This window comes from Stutzerimonas stutzeri (assembly GCF_002909485.1).
In the GTDB taxonomy this organism is placed as follows: Bacteria; Pseudomonadota; Gammaproteobacteria; order Pseudomonadales; family Pseudomonadaceae; genus Stutzerimonas; species Stutzerimonas stutzeri_AH.
This window is the reverse complement of sequence record NZ_PPXG01000001.1, coordinates 124,694-145,652: the sequence shown is the minus strand read 5'-3', so window position 1 is coordinate 145,652 and position 20,959 is coordinate 124,694. Positions and strand designations below refer to the sequence as shown.

Genomic DNA, 20,959 nt, shown 5'->3' with positions numbered 1-20,959 from the left:
GCACATTCTAGACGGCTTGCCACTGCTTTGCCGCCTTCCTGAGTGCAGCTGCGGGGCGTAGACTAGCGCGCTTCTTGTATACAACCGGAACGCCACGTAATGCCCACTGAGCTCAGACTCAGACGGGTCCGCCTTGAATTGCGCACCCTCTTCGCCCTCGCCCTGCCCATGATGATCGCCCAGCTGGCCAGCACTGCCATGGGCTTCGTCGATACCGTGATGGCCGGGCGCGTCAGCCCACATGACCTGGCCGCGGTCGCGCTAGGCAACTCGATCTGGGTGCCGGTTTATCTGCTGGTCAGCGGCATTACGCTGGCAACCACGCCGAACGTTGCACAACGTTTTGGCGCGGGAAACCATGCCGAAATCGGGCCGCTGGTTCGTCAGGCATTGTGGATGGGCGCCGGCATAGGGGTGGCCAGCGCGCTGCTGATGTGGAACGCCAAGCCCGTGCTGCACTGGATGCGAGTGGAGCCGGCCCTGATCGAGCCAACCATGGCCTACCTGCGCGCCGTAGCTTGCGGCTTCCCGGCCGTCGCGCTGTATCAGGTGCTGCGTTGCTTCAGCGACGGCCTGGGGCATCCGCGGCCGAGCATGGTGATTGGCATCCTCGGCTTGTTGCTGAACATCCCCCTGAACTACGTGTTCATCTACGGCAAGCTCGGCGTGCCTGCGATGGGCGGCGTCGGTTGCGGCGTTTCCACCGCTCTGGTGATGCTGTTCATGCTGATGGCGATGAGCTTCTGGGTCAGGCGCGCTCCGGCCTATCAGGCGAGCCAGCTGTTTTCGCACTTCGAATGGCCACGCTGGCCGATGCTCCGACATCTGCTGTCGGTCGGCGTACCGATTGGCGTCGCAGTATTCGCCGAAGCGAGCATCTTCTCCGTGATCGCATTGTTGATCGGCGGGCTCGGTGCAACCGTGGTGGCCGGTCACCAGATTGCGCTGAATTTCACCTCGCTGATCTTCATGATCCCGCTTTCCCTGGGCATGGCAGTGACCGTGCGCATCGGTCAGGAACTCGGTCGCAATGCTCCACGAGATGCTCGCTTCGTGGCTGGTGTGGGTATCGCCGCAGCGCTCGTATATGCCTGCTTTTCCGCCAGCCTCATGCTGCTGTTCAGCGAACAGATAGCAAGGATCTACACGCCGGACCCGGCCGTGATCGCCGTTGCTGCCGGCTTGTTTTTCTACGCAGCGTTGTTTCAATTCTCGGACGTAGTCCAGGTCACCGCCGCCGGCGCGCTGCGCGGCTATCAGGACACTCGCATGACGATGGTCTATACCCTCTTCGCCTATTGGGGCATCGGCCTGCCGGTGGGGTATCTGTTGGGCCTGACCGACCACCTCGGTGCAGCAAGCGGTCCGAGCGGGCTCTGGCAAGGGTTGATCGCAGGCTTGAGTTGCGCGGCTCTGCTGCTCAGCATTCGCCTGGCCCGCAGCGCCCGCCGCGAGATCCGTCGACAGACCGTTCTACGCAGGGCGATCATCTAACGCCAGGAACCAGAGATTGGCCCGCTGCAATCATAGGCTGCGCTCGATCCTGCCGTTTGAGCGAGCCAAGTAGCCTGTGCCGCATTCCCAGAGCAGCGCTGCACGGTCCTCCGCGCTTAGCGCGTCGAGCCCGCCTTGAAGTGCATAGGCGGTAAAGCCGAGCTGGGTCAGCAAAAACACTGCATTTGCGCTGCGCTTACCGCTTTCGCAATAGCAGAGGTAGGGGCGTTGAGGGTCCAGCAGGCGTGTCTTCAGGCGCAGCAAATGCAGAGGCATGTGCAGCGCCTGCATGGCATGGCCCCGCTCGTAATCATCGAGCAGACGTACGTCCAGCCACTGGGCACCGCAGCCAAGCAGATCCGCCACGCCATCCAGATCGACCTCGCCGACCACCGGCGCCTTCAGCAATTCGAGAAAGTCTGTCCGCGCAAGGCGCAGCACACGACCATCCTCGACCATCGCGACACTGGCATTGCGCGGACGCTCCTCAAGCAGTGCTTCCTCACCGAAACACGCACCAGGCTCCAGTTCGGCCAATAACTGGTCGCCGCTACCGGCGGCCTTCAGCACCTGTGCACGGCCACTCTTGAGGAAATAACAGCAATCGCCAGTCTCGCCTTCACGCAGCAACGCCTGCCCAGCGAAGACCTCTAGCTCCAAAAGGCGATTCAACATGCTGCGAATATTCGCAGCCGGCACTTGGACAAAAAGGGGGTTTTCCAGCAAACGCTCAAGCCACTCGCCGTCTTCGCCATCCATAGAAAGCTGCAGCAGTACGTCCTGAAGGGACTGTCGCCAGGACAGCAGCCGCTCCAGCTCCATGTTATCTACCGCGAGCAGGTTGCAGTCATCCAGCGCTCGCACTTCTCTCAGTTGACCTGGGGAAAGGCCGTATAAAGCTGCCGGCGTATTGGCCAGCAGCTGGGACTCGATGCCCTCGGCATCGATCAACAGCAGACGGCCAGACATCAGATAGTGGCGCATCGGCGTTTGATCGGTAGCTGTTTCGAGTACCTGACCCGTCCGGAGCGGACGCGAAAGCAGCCGCGCGCGCAACTCCCACAACTGACGCGGCGAAAGACCATTGAGTGGGACCAGATTACGCAGCTGGTCAGGATGCAGCGGTTTGTTCATCCGAGAAAATCCAAACGTCTATCCGTCAATCAGCTTCCGTAGCTGACCCTGAGCAGCGCGGCGCCCTTGCAGCCCACCGGTGTGGACGAATATCAGCCGCGTACCAGAAGGAAAATAACCGCGCCCGATATAAAGGCGCAATGCCATCATTGTCTTTGCAGTGTATATCGGATCGAGCGGCACGCCACCGTCGCGCTCGGTGCTCAGGATGAACAGGGCCAATTCCTTGTCGAAACGGCCAAACCCGCCACGACTGGCGTCCAGCAATTCATAGCCCCTGTCGGGCACACCCGCTTGTGCGAGCAAGTCCGCCACGCCCGCCCCGACAGCATGCGAAGGCGGTCCCGCCAGCGCCCCGAAAACCCGGTGCTGGCCGGCCTCGCCAATGACCAGCCCAGCCAGGGTCGTCCCGGTTCCGGCGGCCAGCCAGATCGCGTCATAGTTGTCCCAACCGGCTGACGCCAGCGCAGATCGAACTCTTGGAACAAGCTCCGCGCAACCCATTGCGCCAAGCAAGCCACCCCCGCCTTCCGGGATACAGTAGAAGCCCGGATACTGCGCTCGCCATCGCTCCCAAAAAGTGGGTAGGTTGCGGTCCCGGTAGCCGCCGTAGCCGAGCCAGTGGAGCTGCATGCCCCAGGCGCGCAGATCCGTGACTGTCGGAGTGTCCTGCTCCTGACCGCGCAGCAACCCGACGGTTGCGAGGCCAAATCGGCGGCCGGCAGCCGCTAACGCGTGCAGGTGATTGGAATGAGCACCGCCAAGGCTGATTAGCCCAGGCGCACGCGCACGCTGAGCCGCTTCCAGGTGCTTTACCAGCTTGAACCACTTGTTGCCCGATAGCTCGTGGTCAACCAGATCCAGCCGAAGCACCGCGACCTCGACCCCACTCTGCTGCAGCCAGTCCAGCGACAAGGGCCGCAGGATCAACTGGCCATCGAACCCGAAACGAGGTTGGGAAGAGAACAAACCGCTCAGCTACCGGTACGCTGTCGGTCTTCCTTGCGGTGCCGGGCGCAGCAGTTGGATTCGCCGATCACGAAGCGACTCGGCGCATCGATCTTGTCCAGGGGCATCGCGCAACGCTCACCGCTGGAAAGCGCCGCGACGCAGGCCGGCTTCTGATAATGCTCCAACCACTGGCGATATTGCTCCTCGGAAACGAAACACTTGGCAGCGGCGTAAGCGAGAGGGTTGGCGCGATAACGAGCCAAGTCCTGCAGCGCAATGGTCAGGTGCCCGGCACCGGGATGGTAGGCCATGAAAACAACGCCCTGGCGCGACAGATCTTCGAGCACGCGATCGCCACTGCGCCGTAGTTCCTCGCCTTCGTTTTTCAGTCGCTGGATTTCCTCTTCCTGCTGAGCATCCAGTTCATTGCGATAGGCCAGCTCGACATCGCGGATCGCCACTTGCTCCTTGTACTCTGCAACTGCCGCGGCGATGCGGGCTTGAGCCTCATGCTCGAACTGCTCTCGAGCTGCGCCAATCTCGACCCGTCCGCTCACTTCCAGTGTGCGCAGCTGCTTGCTCATCTCCTCACGGGCCTTTTGGAAGCTCTCACCCTGGGCGGTCATCTGCGCATGCAGACTCGCGTTGATCTCAGCCTGCTGCTGCAGCTGTTGCTGCAGCGCGCGGATTTCCTCCTGCAGCGCCTTACGCTCCTTTTCCGCGGAAGCCGACAATTTCAGCGCCTCCTCTTCGCGCAGGCGCTCAAGGTTGGCGATGCGCTGACGCTGCTGCTTGATCAGCAACGCCGCCTTCTGCCGCTGCTCTCGCTCATGGCTCTCGGATCGCTTGGCAGCGGCGCCCTTGCCCGCCTCGGCCGCATACCAGGCATCTTCAGCGACCATCTGCAGGCGCTCTGCCGGCACCGTCTGTGGGCCATCGTCTTCTACCAGCAAGCCAAGCTGATTGCGCTTGATTGTTTCGCGCAGCACTACCAGATCGTTGCGCTCAGGGCTGATCTTGGGGTCCCACATGTGCATCTGATGCCAGGACACTGGGCACTGACTGCGGCAAGCCAGGCGAATCGGCCCAGCGCCCATGTCCGGGCCACGGCCAGTGCGCTCGGCCAACTGGCGCAACGGAATGTTCCAGCCTGCGTCGGCGGAGCCGTCATCATTGAAGTCGAGACAAAAAAATACTGCGGCACGCACCTGCAGCCGCGGATTGATCATCACGTATACAGCGTGCATCTGACGATCCGCGAACTCAGGCAATGCAACGACTCCGTCGAGCACCGCCTCGAATTCTGGATACAGCATTTCCTTGCAGATGGCGCCTTCATTGAAGAACAGTACGGCTTCGACCATCTGCGGTTTGTTCTGCATGCTCGACTTCCTTTATTGCCCGCAGCAGCGAGCCAGCATTGTCCGGAGCGATATGGCCTTCCGATGCCGTCGCCCCGTTAGTGCCGCAAGTTTAGGGGAAATGTTCAAGCAGGCAATGTGACTGGGTTGGCAGCCAGTCCCGAGATTGAGCGACAGTCGATGCGGGGCACTACAGATTTTGCGATGGGCTTTGCTAAATCACCCGGCACTGTATGCCGCAAGGCGGCGCTTCATCTCGTCACCCAGCGCCTGCAGGCCGCTCATGGGACGGACCATTACTTCGAAATCGACAATCTTGCCCGCCTCATCGAAACGGATCATGTCGATACCCTTGAGCTCGCGACTGCCTATACGGGCACTGAACTCAAGCACCACATCCGTGCCTTGTGCGCTAGCCAGCTCCCGATGGTAGTGAAAGTCCTCGAAAACCTTGAGTACAGTATTGAGAATCAGATTGACCGCCGCCGCGCCTTCATACGGTTTGTGCGCCATTGGAGAGCGGAATACCGCCTGCGGATGCAGTAATTCCGACAACGCGCTCAGATCTCCATTGGCGACCATTCGATGCCACGCTTGCAGGCTGGCAGCAGCGCCAGCCTGCAACATGAGTTCACTTTCCATACGCTAGGGCTCCATTCAAATACGCGGACATATCGGGAGTGCTATAGCACCGCGGCCAGCCGGCAGCCCTGATTGATGGCGCGCTTGGCATCGAGTTCGGCAGCCACATCCGCGCCGCCGATCAGATGCACTTGAGCGCCTGCAGCCTCCAACCCCTCCTGAAGTTCGCGCAGCGGCTCCTGGCCGGCACAGAGGATCACGGTATCCACCGGCAGTAGCTGCGGCTCACCTTCGCCCACACGAATGTGCAGACCAGCATCGTCGACTTGCAGATACTCCACCGAGTTGAGCATCTGCACGTGCTTGTTCTTCAAACCTGTACGGTGAATCCAGCCGGTGGTCTTACCCAGACCGTTACCCACCTTGGACTTCTTGCGCTGCAGCAGATAGACCTGACGCTTGGGCGCATGCGGAGCGGGCTGAATGCCCGCGATACCACCGCGTACCGACAGTCCTAGGTCGATGCCCCATTCTTTCCAGAAGGCCTCACGATTCAGGCTGGTGGACTCGCCGTCGTGAGTAATGTACTCGGACACGTCGAACCCGATACCGCCTGCACCGATCACGGCGACACGCTGGCCGACCGGCTTGCGCTCCAGAATCGCATCCAGATAACTGACTACTTTCGGATGATCGATCCCAGGAATTGCCGGGATTCGCGGCGCGATTCCAGTCGCCAGCACGATCTCATCGAAGCCTCCAGCCAGTAGCGTCTGCACCGTTGCGCGGGTGTTCAGACGAACCTCGACGCCGGTTTCCTGAAGGCGGTTCTGGAAATAGCGCAAGGTTTCGTAGAACTCTTCCTTGCCCGGCACTCGCTTGGCGACATTGAACTGGCCACCAATTTCGGCGGACGAATCGATCAAAGTCACCTTATGGCCCCGTTCGGCCGCGATGGTTGCAGCAGCCAGGCCCGCCGGGCCGGCACCAACTACCGCGATCTTTTTCACCGCAGTGGTGGGGATATAGTTGAGTTCGGTTTCGTAGCACGCACGCGGGTTGACCAAGCAGGTCGTGAGCTTGCCGCTGAAGGTGTGATCCAGACAGGCCTGGTTGCAGCCGATGCAGGTGTTGATGCGCTCGCTGTGACCGGCGGCAGCCTTATTGACGAACTCCGGATCGGCGAGGAACGGGCGGGCCATGGACACCATGTCGGCGTCACCTTCGGCCAGCACCTGCTCGGCGATCTCCGGGGTATTGATACGGTTGGTGGTGATCAGCGGAATGCTCACCTCACCACGTAGCTTGGCAGTGACCTTGGTGAAGGCGGCACGCGGCACCTTGGTGGCGATGGTCGGAATACGCGCCTCATGCCAGCCGATACCGGTGTTTATCAGCGTCGCTCCGGCCTGTTCGATCGCCTTGGCCAGCTGCACCACCTCCTCCCACACACTGCCGCCTTCGATTAGATCGAGCATCGACAGGCGATAAATGATGATGAAATCGCTACCCACTGCTTCGCGTACACGGCGCACAACCTCTATCGGCAGGCGCATGCGATTCTCATAGCTGCCACCCCAACGGTCGGTGCGGTGGTTGGTATGCGCAACCAGGAACTGATTGATGAAGTAGCCTTCCGAACCCATGATTTCAACGCCGTCATAACCGGCCTGCTGGGCGAGACTTGCACAGTTGACGAAGTCACGGATCTGCTTCTCGATACCTTCCTCATCCAGCTCGCGGGGCGTGAAAGGGTTGATCGGTGCCTGGATCGCGCTCGGAGCGACCAGTTGCGGGCTGTAGGCGTAACGACCTGCGTGCAGGATTTGCATACAGATCTTGCCACCGGCCTCATGCACCGCCTGGGTGACGATTTTGTGCTCCTCGGCTTCTTCAGGCGTGGAGAGCTTGGCTGCTCCGGCACGCACCGAGCCCTCCTCGTTGGGACCTACGCCGCCGGTAACGATCAGGCCTACTCCACCACGAGCACGCTCAGCGAAGAACGCCGCCATCCGCTCGAAGCCATTGGGCATCTCCTCCAGGCCGGTGTGCATGGAGCCCATCAAAGTGCGGTTGCGCAAGGTGGTGAAGCCCAGGTCTAGCGGAGCCAGCAGTTTCGGGAAAGCGGTCATCGGAGCGTCCTCATCATTTCGAATGCCGGGCCTCTTGGGGCCGCGGTCGGTATGCAGCGACGATAAACAGAGCAACCGCCGTACTCAATGATCGAAAGTGACAACTTTTTGATCCTTCAGCGCAAAAAACTTGGCAATTCGAGTTGTGTTCCCTAGGCTGACTCACTTTATAGCCGTTCTTTTCTCATGCGCATCTCACTTAGAATCGTCCTACTGCTTCTGCTCGCCGGGGTTTCGTTCGCCGTTTACCTCGACTGGACCGGTGATCGGCGGAGCGGCCCGTTGCTGTCCGATCTGCGCACCCTGCCTATCGAAAGCCATGGGCAAGCCGGCACTGCGGGCAACCTGCTAGGTATCGAAACGCGACTCCAGCCCGCCGACTACCAGAGCCGCGAGCGGCTACAGCTGAAGTTCCAGACCTACCTCCGGCAAGCTGAAGAAGCCGGGATGCTCAGTGAGCGGACCATTGTGGTATTGCCCGAGCATGTCGGCACAGGCCTGTTTGCCCTGGGTGAAAAGCCGGAAGTACAACAGGCCCGAACCCTACGTGACGCGATGCAATGGATGGCCTTGAGCAATCCAGGCAGCTATCTTCGCGCCCTGACCGGAAACCAGGGCGACGACCGTCGTACGGGTGCCGTGCTGCGCCTCAAAGCACGGCAGATGGCTGAGGAGTACCAAACGGTTTTTGGTGGTTTGGCCAAAGAATTTGGCGTCACGCTGGTGGCTGGCTCGATCGTGCTGCCAGAGCCTTATCTGGAAAATGCCCATCTCAAAATCGGTGATGGCCCACTGCGACAGGTCAGCCTCACCTTCGACTCACGGGGCAGAGCACTAGGAGCGTTGCAGTACAAACAGACCCTGAGCCGCTACGAGCGTCGCTATAGCGTTGCGCCGATCCCAGAGCCCCACCGTCTTATCGAGACGCCAGCAGGCTCACTGGCGGTGCTTCTAGGATGTGACGCCTACCTGCAGCGACCGCCTGCCGAAGCGAAATTATTGGCCATTCCCGGTGCGTTGGCAGATCCGCAATCGAGCTGCGGCAGCACGATCACCGATACGTTCGCCGAGCGACCGCACATGGCCGTGCGCACCCTGGCCATGCCCTGGAATCTGTTGGGCTCGCCTCGCCGCCCTGCCCCTCCCGGCCATGGCGTTCCGGTGCAGATACGTAATCTCTGGCTCGATGCTGCCCGGTGAATACACAGCGCGTGCGACTGGGTGACCTGTCCGTTGGCTTCCTCCACAGCCTCGGTGAAGCGCTGCAACTATACGGACAGGACCCCCAACCCTTGTTGCTGGCCTACGGCCTGGACACCGAGCGGCTCGCCGAGCCACACGCGCGCCTTTCGATTGCGCGTTATATGCGCTTGGGCCACGCTGCGATTCAACTCGCTGGCGATCCGGCACTGGGCCTGGTGATGGGACGCCTACGCAAACCCGGGCATCTTGGGCTGGCCGGGCTGACCGCCTCTCAGGCACCGACCGTGCGCGAAGCGGCGCGTGCGCTGATCCGCTACGAAGCGCTGTACGCATCCAACTACCGGGGTAGCTCAAGCTTCCACGAAGACGCATCAGGAGCGTGGTTGCGCTTCTACTCCATTAGTCCTTACAACGCCTACAACCGCTTTGTCGTCGATACTGTGCTCGCCAGCTGGATTAGCCAGCTGGCGCGGCTCAGCGCCCAGCCCTTGGTGCCAATGGCGGTACACATCGAGTTCGAAGCGCCAGATTACGCACCGCGTTACGACGCACTGTTTGGTCGTCCTGTCAGCTTTGCCGCACAGGCGAATCAGCTGCAGCTGGACCAAGCCACGCTTGCCCTGCGTAACCCCGAGCACTGCCCAGGCACCTGGCGGCATCTACTGGAGCTTTGCGAAGCCGAACTGGAACGGCGCACTCGCACTCGCAGCCTGCGCGAGCGGGTCGCACAACTACTAGGGCCGCTGCTCAAGGGCCAGGAGCCAGACCTGCAGCAGATTGCAGCCCGCCTGCAAATGCCGGCATGGACACTGCGACGCAAGCTTGCCGATGAGAGCAGCAGCTATCGCGCAATCCTGAATGACACGCGCCGCGATCTGGCAATGGCCTATATACGTGACACCGACTCGGCCTTCGGCGAGATCGCCTGGCTACTCGGCTTTTCCTCGGCGGAAGCGTTCCAACGCGCTTTCAAACGCTGGAGCGGTCAGACGCCCGGTGATTACAGGCGTGCCCAGCGTCGCGGAGCCTGAACAGCCGAGGCGCGGCCGCTCAGCGGCTAGAGTTCGACCGCGTCCTCAGCGCAGTCGGGATGGTCCTGCTCGGCGGCGTGCCACTCGAGTAGTTCGTCCTGGTAGTCGTCCATAGTTGGATTCCTCGTCGCTGTTTTTGGTCAAGGCGCTACGCCTGTCCATTCATCAAGGTTCATGCCAGCAAGGCTACAACCTGCAAATTAAGGAATCGTGACGTGGCTCACCTGCGCCGCAGCCACAAAAAGGCGCTGTAGGTGAAGGACGCGCCCCATGCCGGGGCACGCGTCAAGGTGAGGACAACCCCGCGGCATTCATGGCCAGACGCAGCAGCCAGGCCACGACGCCCAACGCCAGCACGCTGCCGCTCCAGATCAGCACAAGCCATGTCATGCGCTGCCAGAGCGGTTTTGGCTCGCCTCCCGAGGCTGTTTTTTTCTCCTGCTGCGCCATCAGTGATACCCGTCCTCGGCGCTGACCTTGCCCCGAAATACGTAATAACTCCACGCCGTGTACATCAGAATCAATGGAAGAATCAGCAGCGCCCCGACCAGCGTGAAACCTTGACTTTGCGGTGGTGCAGCCGCGTCCCAGATTGTCACCGACGGAGGAATGATATTCGGCCACAGACTTATACCCAGCCCGCTGTAGCCGAGGAAGATCAGCGCTAGCGTCAGCAGGAACGGCGTGTAATTGGCATAGCGTTGGATAGATCGCAACAGGCCGAAGGTGCAGAGCAACACCAGCACCGGAACCGGCATGAAATACAGCAGGTTAGGCATGCTGAACCAGCGCTCGGCGATGTCCGGGTGAGTCAAAGGCGTCCACACACTGACGATCCCGGTCACCACCAATACAGCCCACACCAAGGGAATGCCGATATCGTGCATGCGGCGCTGCAGATCACCTCCAGTACGCATCATCAGCCATGTGCAACCAAGCAGCGCGTAGGCAAAAATCAGCGCCAGGCCACAGAACAATGAGAAGGGGGTCAGCCAGTCCAGTGCTCCGCCGGCGTAGGCTCGGCCCTCTACCGGTAACCCGCTGATGAATGCACCGAGCACCACGCCCTGGAAGAATGTCGCCACCAGCGATCCGCCAATGAACGCCCTGTCCCACACGTGTTGTCGTTCACGGGCGACCTTGAAGCGAAACTCGAATGCTACGCCACGGAAGATCAGCCCCATCAGCATGAAGATGATCGGTAGGTAGAGTGCCGACAGCACCACCGAGTAGGCCAGCGGAAAGGCTGCGAACAGCCCCGCCCCACCGAGCACCAGCCAGGTTTCGTTACCATCCCAGACCGGCGCCACGGTATTCATCATGACGTCGCGCTCGGAGCTGTCCTTAACGAACGGAAAAAGAATGCCAACGCCGAGATCGAAGCCATCCATCACCACGTACATCATGATGCCGAAGATGATGATCACCGCCCAGATCAGTGAAAGATCGATGCCCATGGCTCAGTTCCTCTCGCCCAGTTGATCGCTTTGCCCTTCTGGAAGGCCCTCGTCCGCGGCGGATATTGGCCGCATCGGCGTCCGCGACTCGCCGGGACCACCCGTGCCCTTCTCGCGCCCCTCGCTGATTACCGGGCCTTTTTTCACCAGCCGCAGGACATACACCATGCCTACCCCGAACACGGCGAAGTAAACAACGACGAACATAGCCAGGGTCAGCCCGAGCTGGCCGGCACCGTGACTGGATACCGCATCGGCTGTACGCATCAACCCATAGATCACCCATGGCTGACGGCCAATCTCGGTGGTGTACCAGCCGGCGAGGATAGCGATCAGGCCGGACGGTCCCATCCACAAAACCAATCGCAGGAAGGGCCGCGAGCTGTATAGCCGCTCGCCTCGACGCAGCATCAGACTCCAGATACCAGTCAGGATCATCAGCAGGCCTAGTGCGACCATGATGCGGAACGTCCAGAACACAATGGTGGAGTTCGGCCGGTCTTCAGGGGGGAAATCCTTCAGCGCCGGAATCGGCTCGGTCAGACTGTGCTTGAGGATCAGGCTGCCAAGGTAGGGAATCTCGACCTTGTAGCGGGTTACCTCCGCTTCCATGTCCGGCCAGCCGAATAGCAGCAACGGGGTCGGACCACCCTCGGAATTGTCCCAGTGCCCCTCCATCGCCGCGATCTTCGCAGGCTGGTATTCCAGTGTGTTCAACCCGTGGAAATCACCGATAACCGCTTGCACCGGCGCCACCAGCAGGGCCATCCACATGGCCATCGAAAGCATTTTTCGAATCGCCGGAGTGTCCTTCCCACGTAGCAGATGCCAGGCTGCCGAAGCGCCGACGAAGAAGGCCGTGGCAAGGAACGCCGCTACCGCCATATGTGCCAAGCGATAAGGGAAGGACGGGTTGAAAATGATCGCGAACCAGTCCACCGGCACTACGATGCCATCGATGATCTCGTGGCCCTGCGGCGTATGCATCCAGCTGTTGGACGCGAGAATCCAGAAGGTTGAGATCAGGGTGCCGACCGCAACCATGAGCGTGGAAAAGAAATGCAGCCGCTCACCGACACGGTTCCAGCCAAACAGCATCACGCCAAGGAATCCCGCCTCCAGGAAGAAGGCAGTCAGTACTTCGTACGCAAGCAGCGGCCCCGTCACACTCCCGGCAAACTCGGAGAAAGCGCTCCAGTTGGTACCGAACTGATAGGCCATGACAATTCCAGACACCACCCCCATGCCGAAATTGACCGCGAATATCTTCAGCCAGAAATGGTAGAGATCCCGATAGACCTCATCACGGGTCTTCAGCCATAGCCCTTCGAGTACCGCAAGAAAGCTTGCAAGCCCGATGGTGATCGCAGGAAAGATGATGTGGAACGTGATCGTGAAAGCGAACTGGATTCGCGCAAGCTCAAGTGCTTCCAATCCGAACATTGGTGAACTCCTCGTGAGATGACCACCCGCTCGGCGCAATGACAGCAGATGCGGGGTGCAGCACAAGTGACAGCAGATCGCGCCAAGGGTGCGCCGCAGGGCCGCGCCAGATCGTCGCAGCAGTCCTTTGATGGGCGGTCGTCCTGGCAGTTCGACTCGGAGCTATGCTGGTCGATGCCGCGTCAAGTCAGGAGTACCGCCGGTGCCCATGCATGCCTTCATCCCGCCATACATACTCGACCGTATCATCGACCGCGGCTCGCCCTACCAGCGAGATCGCGCCCTGGGCACGCTGGATCATCTGCACAGCCTGCTGCCCAACCCCGGCCCACCCCACCCCACGGTGATTGCCGCACTTGGCGAGCAACGCACACCTGGTCATCCGCAGCGGCTCATTCATGATGCCGAACAACGCATGCAGCTGCCCGGCACCCCGCGCCGCCGTGAGGGCCAACCTGCCACGGGCGACCCGGCGGTGGATGAGGCCTACGATGCGCTCGGCGCGACCTATGAGTTCTTCTGGCAGGTTTTCCAACGAGACTCGATTGACGACCTGGGCATGCCGCTGATCGGCACCGTGCACTATGGCGAAGGCTACGAAAACGCCTTCTGGAATGGCGAGCAGATGGTGTTTGGCGATGGCGATGGCGAGCTGTTCCAGCGCTTCACGCGATCATTGGATGTGGTCGCACACGAGCTCGCGCATGGATTGATCGAAAGCGAAGCAGCGCTAATCTATTTCAATCAGTCGGGCGCGTTGAACGAATCCGTGTCGGACGTTTTCGGCGTACTGGCCAAGCAGCACGCCCTACGCCAGAGCGCCGCAGAAGCAGACTGGCTGATCGGCGCCGAGTTACTCACCGAGAAGGTCCAGGGCGTTGCGCTGCGCTCCATGGCCAACCCGGGGAGCGCCTATGACGATCCCCTGCTTGGCCGCGATCCGCAACCGGCACATATGCGCGACTTCATCGAAACCTGGGATGACAATGGCGGCGTGCATCTGAACTCCGGTATCCCCAACCGAGCGTTCTACCTAGTCGCTGCAGCACTCGGCGGTTACGCATGGGAGCAGGCCGGACGCATCTGGTACAACACCATCTGTGATCCCCAACTACCGAACGATGCAGATTTCATCACCTTCGCCGAGACAACGCTGGAGCAGGCGGCGCGCTTGTTCGGCCATCAATCAGGTCCGGTCGAAGCAGTGCGTCACGCCTGGATGCAGGTTGGTGTATCACCACGCTAAGGAGGCAAGATGAAAATGCCAGTACTAGGGCCAGAGACATCATTGCGCGTCTCACGCCAAGGCGGATTTGCCCCAGCCCCAGGGATGGCGCGAACCAGACAGATAGAATTCATCGACTGCGACGACGCGCAGCGGCGTGAGCTTTGTTCGGTAGTCGAGCGTTGCCTGCCGGTCGCCAGCAAGAATGTAGGTGGTGGCGACCGGCGCTTCTTCAGGGTCGAGTTGCACTATCGGCGCGAGGACACCGACGCCGAGATGATCCTGCAAGTAGCCGAGGAGCGCGCGCCGCAGGAACTGGTGCAGCTCTGGAAGGATGGCGCCGTCGCTACCGAGAGCTGACGCCGGGGCTACAAGGTGACAACTCCTCCCGCGGCCAGCAATGCCGCGACCTGCACCGCAGGCAGAGGCCGCGACAGTAAATAACCCTGAAATTCGTCGCAGCCATTACGGCGGAGAAATTCGAATTGGGCCAGGTTTTCCACGCCTTCGGCCACCACCGTCTTGTGCAGGCTCTTGCCTAACGAAATCGCTGCACGGGCAATCATTGCCACCTCCTCTTCCTGCTCAAGCCCGGTGACCAATGATCGATCGATCTTGATGATGTCCAGCGGAAACCGCCGCAAATAACTGAGCGCCGAGTAACCGGTACCGAAATCGTCCATCGCCAGTCGGAAGCCGCGCGACTTGAACTCGGCGAGAATCGAGACCGCCCGCGTGTCGTCGCCGAGAAAGACCGTTTCGGTGATTTCCAGCTCGACCTGCGTCGGCGGCATCCCTACTTCATCCAGTACCGCGACGACGCGCTCGACCACGTCGCCGCCAAGAAACAATAGGGGCGACAGATTCACGGCTACCAGCAGCGGCCTATCGCGTCCCTCATTCCACTGTCGTGCATCAGTGACGGCCTGTCGCAAGATGGCCAGCGTCAGCGGCATGATCAGGCCGCTCTCTTCCGCTACCGGAATGAAGCGATCGGGCCCGATCACCCCCAGCTCGGCATGCGTCCAGCGCGCCAGCGCTTCGAACCCTACGATACGTCGCGACGCGTCGACCTTTGGCTGGTAATGCACCGCAAACTCATTTCGCTCCAATGCTATGCGCATAGCCGCTTCAAGATTCAAACGCTCGTCGGCAATCCGGTTGAGATCCTGAGTAAAAAACTGAAAGTTGTTGCGCCCCCGCTTCTTGGCGGCGTACATCGCGATATCTGCGTGTTTCAGGAGGGTCTGCGCGTCGTCTCCGTCGTCAGGGAACATCGCCACACCAAGGCTCGCCCCAACCTGAAACTCACGTCCAGCAAGCGTGACCGGTCGGCTAATCTCGTTGAGCACGCGCTCCAATAACGAGATCACCGTGCTGATGCGGTAGTGATCACTGAGCACCAGCACGAACTCGTCGCCGCCTACCCGAGCGACGGTGTCGGAACTGCGCAGGCTGCCGGCAAGCCGAGCGGCGATGGTCTTGAGCAGCTCGTCGCCCACCACATGCCCAAGACCATCATTGATGAATTTGAAATTATCCAGATCGATGAACACCAAGGTCAGGTAATAGCCAAGACGCGCCGCGCGCGCCAGCCCCTGTTCGATACGGTCATTGAGCAGAATGCGATTGGGCAGGCCGGTCAGCAGATCGTGGTTGGCCTGCCGCTCGAGCTGCTGTTGATAGTGTTTACGCTCGGAGATGTCCTGCACGGTACCTTCGTAGCAGATGAACTCACCACTGGATCCGCGTACCACATGCGCGTTCTCCGAAATCCAGATGCGTGTGCCGTCGCGGCGATACACCTCGGATTCAAAGTTAAGCACCTCGCCCTGAAGCTCCATCTGCTGGCAGAACGCCTCACGGCGGCCAGCCTCAACGTACAAACGGCGCTCTATATCAGCCAGGTCGGCCACCAGTTCGGACGCACTGTCATAACCATAGATTCGCGCAAGCGCAGGATTGGCGGCCAAATAACGGCCATCACGAGTCGACTGGAAAATTCCCTCTGAAGCATTCTCGAAAATGCTGCGGTAACGCAGTTCGGCTTGCTCCAATGCGTCGAGTACAGCCTTTTGCGCCGTGATGTCCTCAATGAAACCCTCCACCACGATTTCGCCCTGCTCATCGGCCACCGCGACACCTCGTTCGATGACCCACTTGAGGAAGCCCGACGCAGTGCGAATCCGATAGTGCACGGCAAATCTGCCCAGCTCGGCAATGGCCGTCTCGATGCTACGCCGTACCCGCAGCCGGTCATCCGGATAGGTAATACGTTCCCAGGAGACATGGGTATCGTCGACCAAATCTGCAGCGGTGTAGCCACACAAACCCAGCGACCCCTGGCTGACGAAGATCATCGTCCATGACGCATCATTGCGGCAGCGGTAAGCCATACCTTCAAGATTGTTGACCAGCGTGTCCAGGACGCGAGGACGGTCCAGCACCTCGGAAGTCAGCAAACTGCTCCGACGATTGGTTCTGGTGGGGATTTCGTGGGTCATTGGTTCGGGCTTGATGTGATGGTCCTGCGATTCGACCGAATAGCCGCGGCAGCCCGATGTCTGGGGCCAGGAGTCAGCAGGAGAGGCAGAAAGCCGGAACACAGCAAGAAACGCTCCATCGATGGCACGTTGCCATCCATACGGGTGACAACTGCGCCTGTCGCCGCATAACGCACCAGCAAGACGCACGCAGATAATGCCAGGCCCCAGTTTGGGGCGCGCCAGCCATGAAAATCCGACAGCTTCCGCACGAAGATATACGAGGTGTCAGCGCTCTTTTGGGTCAGGGCCGTGCATCGCTGCTTCTGGAAGGCTCATGGCCGTCCTAACCGTGGGTTCGCTGCGCTGAAATGCAGCAGGCAGAAAAAGCGCGGTCACACCAGCTGCCATAGCCGCGACCAGCACAACGGGACCTGCAGCGCTCCAGCCGAAGGCTGCAGTAACGCCGCCGACAAGGACCGGGCCCAGCAATTGCCCCAGATTGCTGCCCTGCATCATCAGGCCGACGGCAATTGGAACGAGGGGTGTCTCTCGCGCTGCCAGTGATGCGGATGCCAGCAACGTGGCCGGGATCAGTCCGCCTACGGCAGAAAAGAACAGGCACAGCAGGAAGGTTGTCAGCGGCTCGAACAATCCCAGGAATATGCCAAGCCCGGCTGCACCCATGACGCCGCTGGCGAACAGGATCAGCGCACCACGCCCGGCACCGCGCACGAGCAGATAGCCTGCAGCAAGGTTGCCACTGGCATTAACCGCACTTGCCAGCGCGCTCAAAAGTCCCGCGCCCCGATATGAGATATCCATACGTTCCATCAACAGAACAGGCAGGAAGCTGAACAGAGCAAAGAACATCAAGCTGTACAGTGCGAAAACAACTGCCAGCAAAACGGTGGACCGGGAATAAAGCACGCGCCGAATATTTCCCAGTAACTGCCGCTGCAGCCCGGACGAAACGCCATGGGGTATGCAACAGGTTACGGCCACTGCAGCGATTACGGCGAGTCCTGAACTCGACCACCAGAACCATTGCCAGCTCTGGAACAGCGGCCCTCCGACCATGGCCAACGCTACCCCGCATGGCATGAAGCAACTCCATAGCGAGAATGCCTTGTCCCGCTCCGGGCCAGTCGTTAGCCGCTCCAGAATCGCCGGACCGGCGACGATGATCAGCAGAAATCCTAGCCCCTCCAACAATCGAGAAGTGAGCAAAGCGGCGAATGATGGCGCGATTGCACCTGCGGCTCCGGCAACTGCGGTGGTTCCGAGCCCCAGCAGTAAGGCCCTGCGATCGCCTGCCGCTGCTGCCAGCGCACCGGCTGGCGCGCCGCCAAGCAGACCGATCACCGCAAATATGCCGGTCAGCCAGCCGGCTTGAGCAAGATCTAAGCCCAGGTCCGCCTGTAGCAGCGGTATGGCGATGGCGGCCTTGCCCAGATGCAGAGCTGCAACGATTCCGCAGGTCAGAATGATCCAGACGATCAGCCCCATACGCGACTGACGGATCTCTGCGCTCATCTCGGCGCTCCGAGGGGATTGGCAGCGAGTGCTGCAGCAACACGTGCGACGTGTCGCCCCTGGAAACGCGCACCCTGCAGCTCGTTCTCGCTTGGCCGACGGTCACCGCCGCTGCCGTCATCGGCCAGAGTCGAAGCGCCATAGGGCGTGCCGCCGCTAATAGCATCCATCCGGAGCTGGCCCTTGAAGCTATACGGCAGCCCAACCACGACCATCCCAAGATGAAGCAGTACGGTGTGGGTCGCCAGAATGGTGCTTTCCTGGCCCCCATGCTGGCTTCCCGTCGAGGTAAAGACGCTTCCCACCTTTCCAACCAGCCTGTCCTCGGCCCACAGGCCACCGCACTGGTCGAAAAAGTTTTTCATCTGCGCTGCCATGTTGCCGAAACGCGTCGGCGTGCCGATCACGATCGCGTCGTAACTCGGCAATTCCGCCACAGTTGCCGCTGCGGCGGACTGGAGCATCTTGTATCCCGCTTTGCGGGCGACCTGCTCCGGAACGAGTTCGGGCACCCGCTTGACGTCTGCAAGCGCGCCGGCCTCGCGAGCGCCTTCGGCGACGGCATGGGCAAGTGCTTCGACATGCCCATAGGATGAGTAATAGAGCACCAGTACGTTCGTCATTGCTGCAGTCCTCCGATGGCATTGACTGGAGCCAGGCTAATGGCTAAAAACGCTCTCGCGGAGTGATTAAATTTCGATCAACTCGATCTACGGGGCAGATCATGCTCGATGGCATGACGCTGGATCAGATTCGTACATTCGTGACGGTGGCCGACAGCGGAAGCTTTAGATCCGGCGCCGCACGGCTTTTGCGCGTGCAGTCGGCCATCAGTCATGCAATTGCGAATCTGGAGACGGAACTGGGCCTGCAGCTGTTTGATCGCAGCGGCTATCGTCCCGTACTGACACCAGAGGGCCAGGCGTTGCTGGCCCATGCACGCGACATCCTGCTGCGCGCTGATGCCATGCGTGCTCGGGCTCGCGCACTGGGCGCGGGTGTCGAGCTGGAACTGACCCTGGTGGTGGATACGCTGTTTCCGATCGAAGCGGTGGCGCAGGCCATTACCCAGGCGAGCGTCGACTTTCCTTCCACCAGCTTTCGTCTGGAGTCACAGGCCCTGGGTGGCCCGATTGCAGCGCTGGATGAAAAGCGCTGCACGCTCGCAATCGTCGTTGGAGAAGATTTTCGAAATCCTCGACTCGCACTGGAGGCGATCAGCTCGATTCGGCAGATCGCTGTCGTGCGTAGCGATCATCCGCTGGCAGAACTCGGCAACCATGCGCCGTTCGGCTTGCCGGAACTCGCGGGGTTTCTGCAGGTGGTATTGACTGACCCTACCCCACTCTCGGAAGGCCGCTCGTTCGGCGTTCTCTCCCCATTCACCTGTCGAGTAAACACCCAGGAGGCAAAGGCCGCGCTGATTCGCGCCGGGCTCGGTTGGGGTAGGTTGCCGGCGTGGCAGATTCAGGATGACCTGGATGCTGGCCGACTTGTGCGCGTTGCCATTCCCGACCTCGGCAGACGCAGCGAAGTGCAATCAGAAGCTTATCTGGCGCACCGCCTGGATGAGCCGCTCGGGCCTGTGGCACAGGCGTTCCGCCGTGCACTGCTCGAGCAAACCAGAATCTAGCCTCGCTGCAGCGCTGCTCCAGCCTTATTCAAACGAGCAGGGCTCAATAGCCGCTAGCCGTGTATTTCCGAGCCACTTCGCGAACGGTTACATCGTCCGCGGCTACAGGGCGTCGGTTACGGCCGCACGTATGTCATCGGCCAGCTGACGTACCCGCGCTTCGCTGGTGTCCCACGAGCACATGAAGCGCGCACCGCCGACACCGATGAAGGTGTAGAACATCCAGCCGCGGTTCCTGAGCGCCTCCAGTGCCGATGGCGGCAGGCTGACGAAGACGCCATTGGCCTGCACCGGAAACATCAACTCGACACCAGGCAACGGCTGAATCAACTCGGCCAGCAGCTGGGCACAACGGTTGGCGTGTTCGGCGTATCTCAGCCACGCGCCGTTTTCCAGAAGCCCGACCCACGGCGCCGAAAGAAAACGCATCTTGGAGGCAAGCTGGCCAGCCTGCTTGCAGCGGTACTCGAAATCCGTGGCCAGTTCGCGATTGAAGAACAGGATGGCCTCGCCCACCGCCATGCCGTTCTTCGTGCCACCGAAACAGAGCACATCGACGCCGGCCTTCCAGCTCAGCTCGGCGGGCGACATGCCCAGGTAAGCGCAGGCATTGGCGAAGCGCGCGCCGTCCATGTGCAGGTGCAACCCGAGGTCCTTACAGATGTCGCTGATGGCACGCAGCTCGTCGGGCTGGTAGACGGTACCGACTTCTGTGGCCTGGGTCAGGCTAACCACCCGCGGCTTGGGGTAATGGATGTCCTTGCGCTTCAGGGCGATCTCGCGAATGGCGGCGGGCGTTAGCTTGCCGCCCTCGGTCCTCCCGAGCAGCAGCTTGGAGCCATTGGAGAAGAATTCCGGCGCGCCGCATTCGTCCGTCTCGACGTGGGCGATGTCGGCACAGATCACACTGTGGTAGCTCTGGCAAAGGGACGACAACGCCAGCGAATTGGCCGCCGTACCGTTGAAGGCGAAGAACACCTCGCAGTCGGTCTCGAACAATGCGCGGAAGTGGTCAGCCGCGCAGGCGGTCCATTGGTCGTCGCCGTATGCCCTGTCGTGGCCCTGGTTCGCTCTCGCCATGGCGTCCCAGGCTTCAGGGCAGATGCCGGAATAGTTGTCGCTGGCAAATTGCTGTTTGTCGGTCGTCATCAAATCCTCGTCGTATGGCATTGCCGGCCAGGTGGTAGCTGCACGTTACGTTGTAGAAGCCACGACATGCGAGTGCAAACGGACGTGTCGGACGGACAAGTGCGGGTTGATGATATCGCCGCCTGTCATCACAAGCCTCTACGCA

Annotated in this window: 18 protein-coding genes; 6 read left to right on the top strand and 12 right to left on the bottom strand. The window is 60.7% G+C overall.

What is annotated here, in order from left to right; genetic code table 11:
- Positions 1-99 precede the first annotated feature (99 nt).
- Complete coding sequence (locus CXK91_RS00655; protein WP_103454501.1) at positions 100-1,494, top strand: MATE family efflux transporter; 1,395 nt, start codon at positions 100-102, stop codon at positions 1,492-1,494.
- 30 nt (positions 1,495-1,524) lie between these two features.
- Here the strand turns inward: CXK91_RS00655 and CXK91_RS00650 are convergent, their stop codons facing one another.
- The 5 genes from CXK91_RS00650 to CXK91_RS00630 form a co-directional block, all read right to left on the bottom strand.
- Positions 1,525-2,628, bottom strand: coding sequence for a cyclic nucleotide-binding domain-containing protein (locus tag CXK91_RS00650; protein ID WP_103454500.1), 1,104 nt, complete (start codon positions 2,626-2,628; stop codon positions 1,525-1,527).
- A gap of 18 nt (positions 2,629-2,646) precedes the next feature.
- The gene (locus tag CXK91_RS00645; RefSeq protein WP_103454499.1) at positions 2,647-3,597 is read right to left on the bottom strand and encodes a 1-aminocyclopropane-1-carboxylate deaminase/D-cysteine desulfhydrase; all 951 of its coding nucleotides are present in this window, start codon (positions 3,595-3,597) and stop codon (positions 2,647-2,649) included.
- Positions 3,598-3,602: 5 nt separating this feature from the next.
- A complete protein-coding gene (locus CXK91_RS00640; protein ID WP_103454498.1) occupies positions 3,603-4,961 on the bottom strand; it encodes a chromosome partitioning protein ParA in 1,359 nt (452 codons plus the stop codon).
- 198 nt (positions 4,962-5,159) lie between these two features.
- On the bottom strand, positions 5,160-5,582 hold the full coding sequence (locus CXK91_RS00635; RefSeq protein ID WP_103454497.1) for a nuclear transport factor 2 family protein: 423 nt from the start codon (positions 5,580-5,582) through the stop codon (positions 5,160-5,162).
- A gap of 41 nt (positions 5,583-5,623) precedes the next feature.
- Positions 5,624-7,654, bottom strand: coding sequence for an NADPH-dependent 2,4-dienoyl-CoA reductase (locus tag CXK91_RS00630; RefSeq protein WP_103454496.1), 2,031 nt, complete (start codon positions 7,652-7,654; stop codon positions 5,624-5,626).
- Positions 7,655-7,840: 186 nt separating this feature from the next.
- On the opposite strand from CXK91_RS00630, the gene CXK91_RS00625 reads away from it, so the two are divergent.
- Together CXK91_RS00625 and CXK91_RS00620 are read left to right on the top strand one after the other, a co-directional pair.
- Positions 7,841-8,854, top strand: a complete 1,014-nt coding sequence (locus CXK91_RS00625) for a carbon-nitrogen hydrolase (protein ID WP_103454495.1) — start codon at positions 7,841-7,843, stop codon at positions 8,852-8,854.
- On the top strand, positions 8,851-9,888 hold the full coding sequence (locus CXK91_RS00620; protein ID WP_103454494.1) for an AraC family transcriptional regulator: 1,038 nt from the start codon (positions 8,851-8,853) through the stop codon (positions 9,886-9,888). The genes CXK91_RS00625 and CXK91_RS00620 overlap by 4 nt, the downstream gene beginning before the upstream one ends.
- A gap of 285 nt (positions 9,889-10,173) precedes the next feature.
- On the opposite strand, the gene CXK91_RS00615 is transcribed toward CXK91_RS00620, so the two are convergent.
- The 3 genes from CXK91_RS00615 to CXK91_RS00605 are packed head-to-tail and all read right to left on the bottom strand — an operon-like array spanning position 10,174 to position 12,788.
- Positions 10,174-10,338 carry a DUF2474 domain-containing protein gene (locus CXK91_RS00615; protein ID WP_103454493.1) on the bottom strand — a complete coding sequence of 55 codons (165 nt, stop codon included), beginning with the start codon at positions 10,336-10,338 and terminating at the stop codon, positions 10,174-10,176.
- A complete protein-coding gene (gene cydB, locus CXK91_RS00610) occupies positions 10,338-11,345 on the bottom strand; it encodes a cytochrome d ubiquinol oxidase subunit II (RefSeq protein ID WP_103454492.1) in 1,008 nt (335 codons plus the stop codon). The genes CXK91_RS00615 and cydB overlap by 1 nt, the downstream gene beginning before the upstream one ends.
- Positions 11,346-11,348: 3 nt before the next feature.
- Positions 11,349-12,788, bottom strand: a complete 1,440-nt coding sequence (locus tag CXK91_RS00605; RefSeq protein WP_103454491.1) for a cytochrome ubiquinol oxidase subunit I — start codon at positions 12,786-12,788, stop codon at positions 11,349-11,351.
- A gap of 202 nt (positions 12,789-12,990) precedes the next feature.
- Here CXK91_RS00605 and CXK91_RS00600 point away from each other — a divergent pair, with 202 nt between their 5' ends.
- Together CXK91_RS00600 and CXK91_RS00595 are read left to right on the top strand one after the other, a co-directional pair.
- On the top strand, positions 12,991-14,034 hold the full coding sequence (locus CXK91_RS00600; RefSeq protein ID WP_103454490.1) for a M4 family metallopeptidase: 1,044 nt from the start codon (positions 12,991-12,993) through the stop codon (positions 14,032-14,034).
- A 9-nt stretch (positions 14,035-14,043) separates the two neighbouring features.
- Positions 14,044-14,373, top strand: a complete 330-nt coding sequence (locus CXK91_RS00595; RefSeq protein ID WP_103454489.1) for a protealysin inhibitor emfourin — start codon at positions 14,044-14,046, stop codon at positions 14,371-14,373.
- 8 nt (positions 14,374-14,381) lie between these two features.
- On the opposite strand, the gene CXK91_RS00590 is transcribed toward CXK91_RS00595, so the two are convergent.
- The 3 genes from CXK91_RS00590 to wrbA all read right to left on the bottom strand — a co-directional run bounded on the left by CXK91_RS00590 (position 14,382) and on the right by wrbA (position 18,655).
- Positions 14,382-16,517, bottom strand: coding sequence for a putative bifunctional diguanylate cyclase/phosphodiesterase (locus CXK91_RS00590; RefSeq protein ID WP_103454980.1), 2,136 nt, complete (start codon positions 16,515-16,517; stop codon positions 14,382-14,384).
- 267 nt (positions 16,518-16,784) lie between these two features.
- Positions 16,785-18,032 carry an MFS transporter gene (locus CXK91_RS00585; protein ID WP_103454488.1) on the bottom strand — a complete coding sequence of 416 codons (1,248 nt, stop codon included), beginning with the start codon at positions 18,030-18,032 and terminating at the stop codon, positions 16,785-16,787.
- A complete protein-coding gene (wrbA, locus tag CXK91_RS00580; RefSeq protein WP_103454487.1) occupies positions 18,029-18,655 on the bottom strand; it encodes an NAD(P)H:quinone oxidoreductase in 627 nt (208 codons plus the stop codon). Before wrbA ends, CXK91_RS00585 begins: the two co-directional genes overlap by 4 nt.
- A gap of 101 nt (positions 18,656-18,756) precedes the next feature.
- Between wrbA and CXK91_RS00575 the strand changes: the two genes are divergently transcribed.
- Positions 18,757-19,665, top strand: a complete 909-nt coding sequence (locus CXK91_RS00575) for a LysR family transcriptional regulator (protein ID WP_103454486.1) — start codon at positions 18,757-18,759, stop codon at positions 19,663-19,665.
- Positions 19,666-19,767: 102 nt separating this feature from the next.
- Here CXK91_RS00575 and CXK91_RS00570 read toward each other — a convergent pair whose 3' ends face one another.
- On the bottom strand, positions 19,768-20,814 hold the full coding sequence (locus CXK91_RS00570; RefSeq protein WP_103454485.1) for a threonine aldolase family protein: 1,047 nt from the start codon (positions 20,812-20,814) through the stop codon (positions 19,768-19,770).
- Positions 20,815-20,959: the final 145 nt, after the last annotated feature.

Bases quoted from the DNA above. Each gene is read 5' to 3' on its own strand.
- CXK91_RS00655 (WP_103454501.1), top strand. From the start codon at position 100: ATGCCCACTGAGCTCAGACTCAGACGGGTCCGCCTTGAATTGCGCACC.
- CXK91_RS00650 (WP_103454500.1), bottom strand. From the start codon at position 2,628: ATGAACAAACCGCTGCATCCTGACCAGCTGCGTAATCTGGTCCCACTC.
- CXK91_RS00640 (WP_103454498.1), bottom strand. From the start codon at position 4,961: ATGCAGAACAAACCGCAGATGGTCGAAGCCGTACTGTTCTTCAATGAA.
- CXK91_RS00635 (WP_103454497.1), bottom strand. From the start codon at position 5,582: ATGGAAAGTGAACTCATGTTGCAGGCTGGCGCTGCTGCCAGCCTGCAA.
- CXK91_RS00630 (WP_103454496.1), bottom strand. From the start codon at position 7,654: ATGACCGCTTTCCCGAAACTGCTGGCTCCGCTAGACCTGGGCTTCACC.
- CXK91_RS00625 (WP_103454495.1), top strand. From the start codon at position 7,841: ATGCGCATCTCACTTAGAATCGTCCTACTGCTTCTGCTCGCCGGGGTT.
- CXK91_RS00615 (WP_103454493.1), bottom strand. From the start codon at position 10,338: ATGGCGCAGCAGGAGAAAAAAACAGCCTCGGGAGGCGAGCCAAAACCG.
- cydB (WP_103454492.1), bottom strand. From the start codon at position 11,345: ATGGGCATCGATCTTTCACTGATCTGGGCGGTGATCATCATCTTCGGC.
- CXK91_RS00605 (WP_103454491.1), bottom strand. From the start codon at position 12,788: ATGTTCGGATTGGAAGCACTTGAGCTTGCGCGAATCCAGTTCGCTTTC.
- CXK91_RS00595 (WP_103454489.1), top strand. From the start codon at position 14,044: ATGAAAATGCCAGTACTAGGGCCAGAGACATCATTGCGCGTCTCACGC.
- CXK91_RS00590 (WP_103454980.1), bottom strand. From the start codon at position 16,517: ATGACCCACGAAATCCCCACCAGAACCAATCGTCGGAGCAGTTTGCTG.
- CXK91_RS00585 (WP_103454488.1), bottom strand. From the start codon at position 18,032: ATGAGCGCAGAGATCCGTCAGTCGCGTATGGGGCTGATCGTCTGGATC.
- wrbA (WP_103454487.1), bottom strand. From the start codon at position 18,655: ATGACGAACGTACTGGTGCTCTATTACTCATCCTATGGGCATGTCGAA.
- CXK91_RS00575 (WP_103454486.1), top strand. From the start codon at position 18,757: ATGCTCGATGGCATGACGCTGGATCAGATTCGTACATTCGTGACGGTG.
- CXK91_RS00570 (WP_103454485.1), bottom strand. From the start codon at position 20,814: ATGACGACCGACAAACAGCAATTTGCCAGCGACAACTATTCCGGCATC.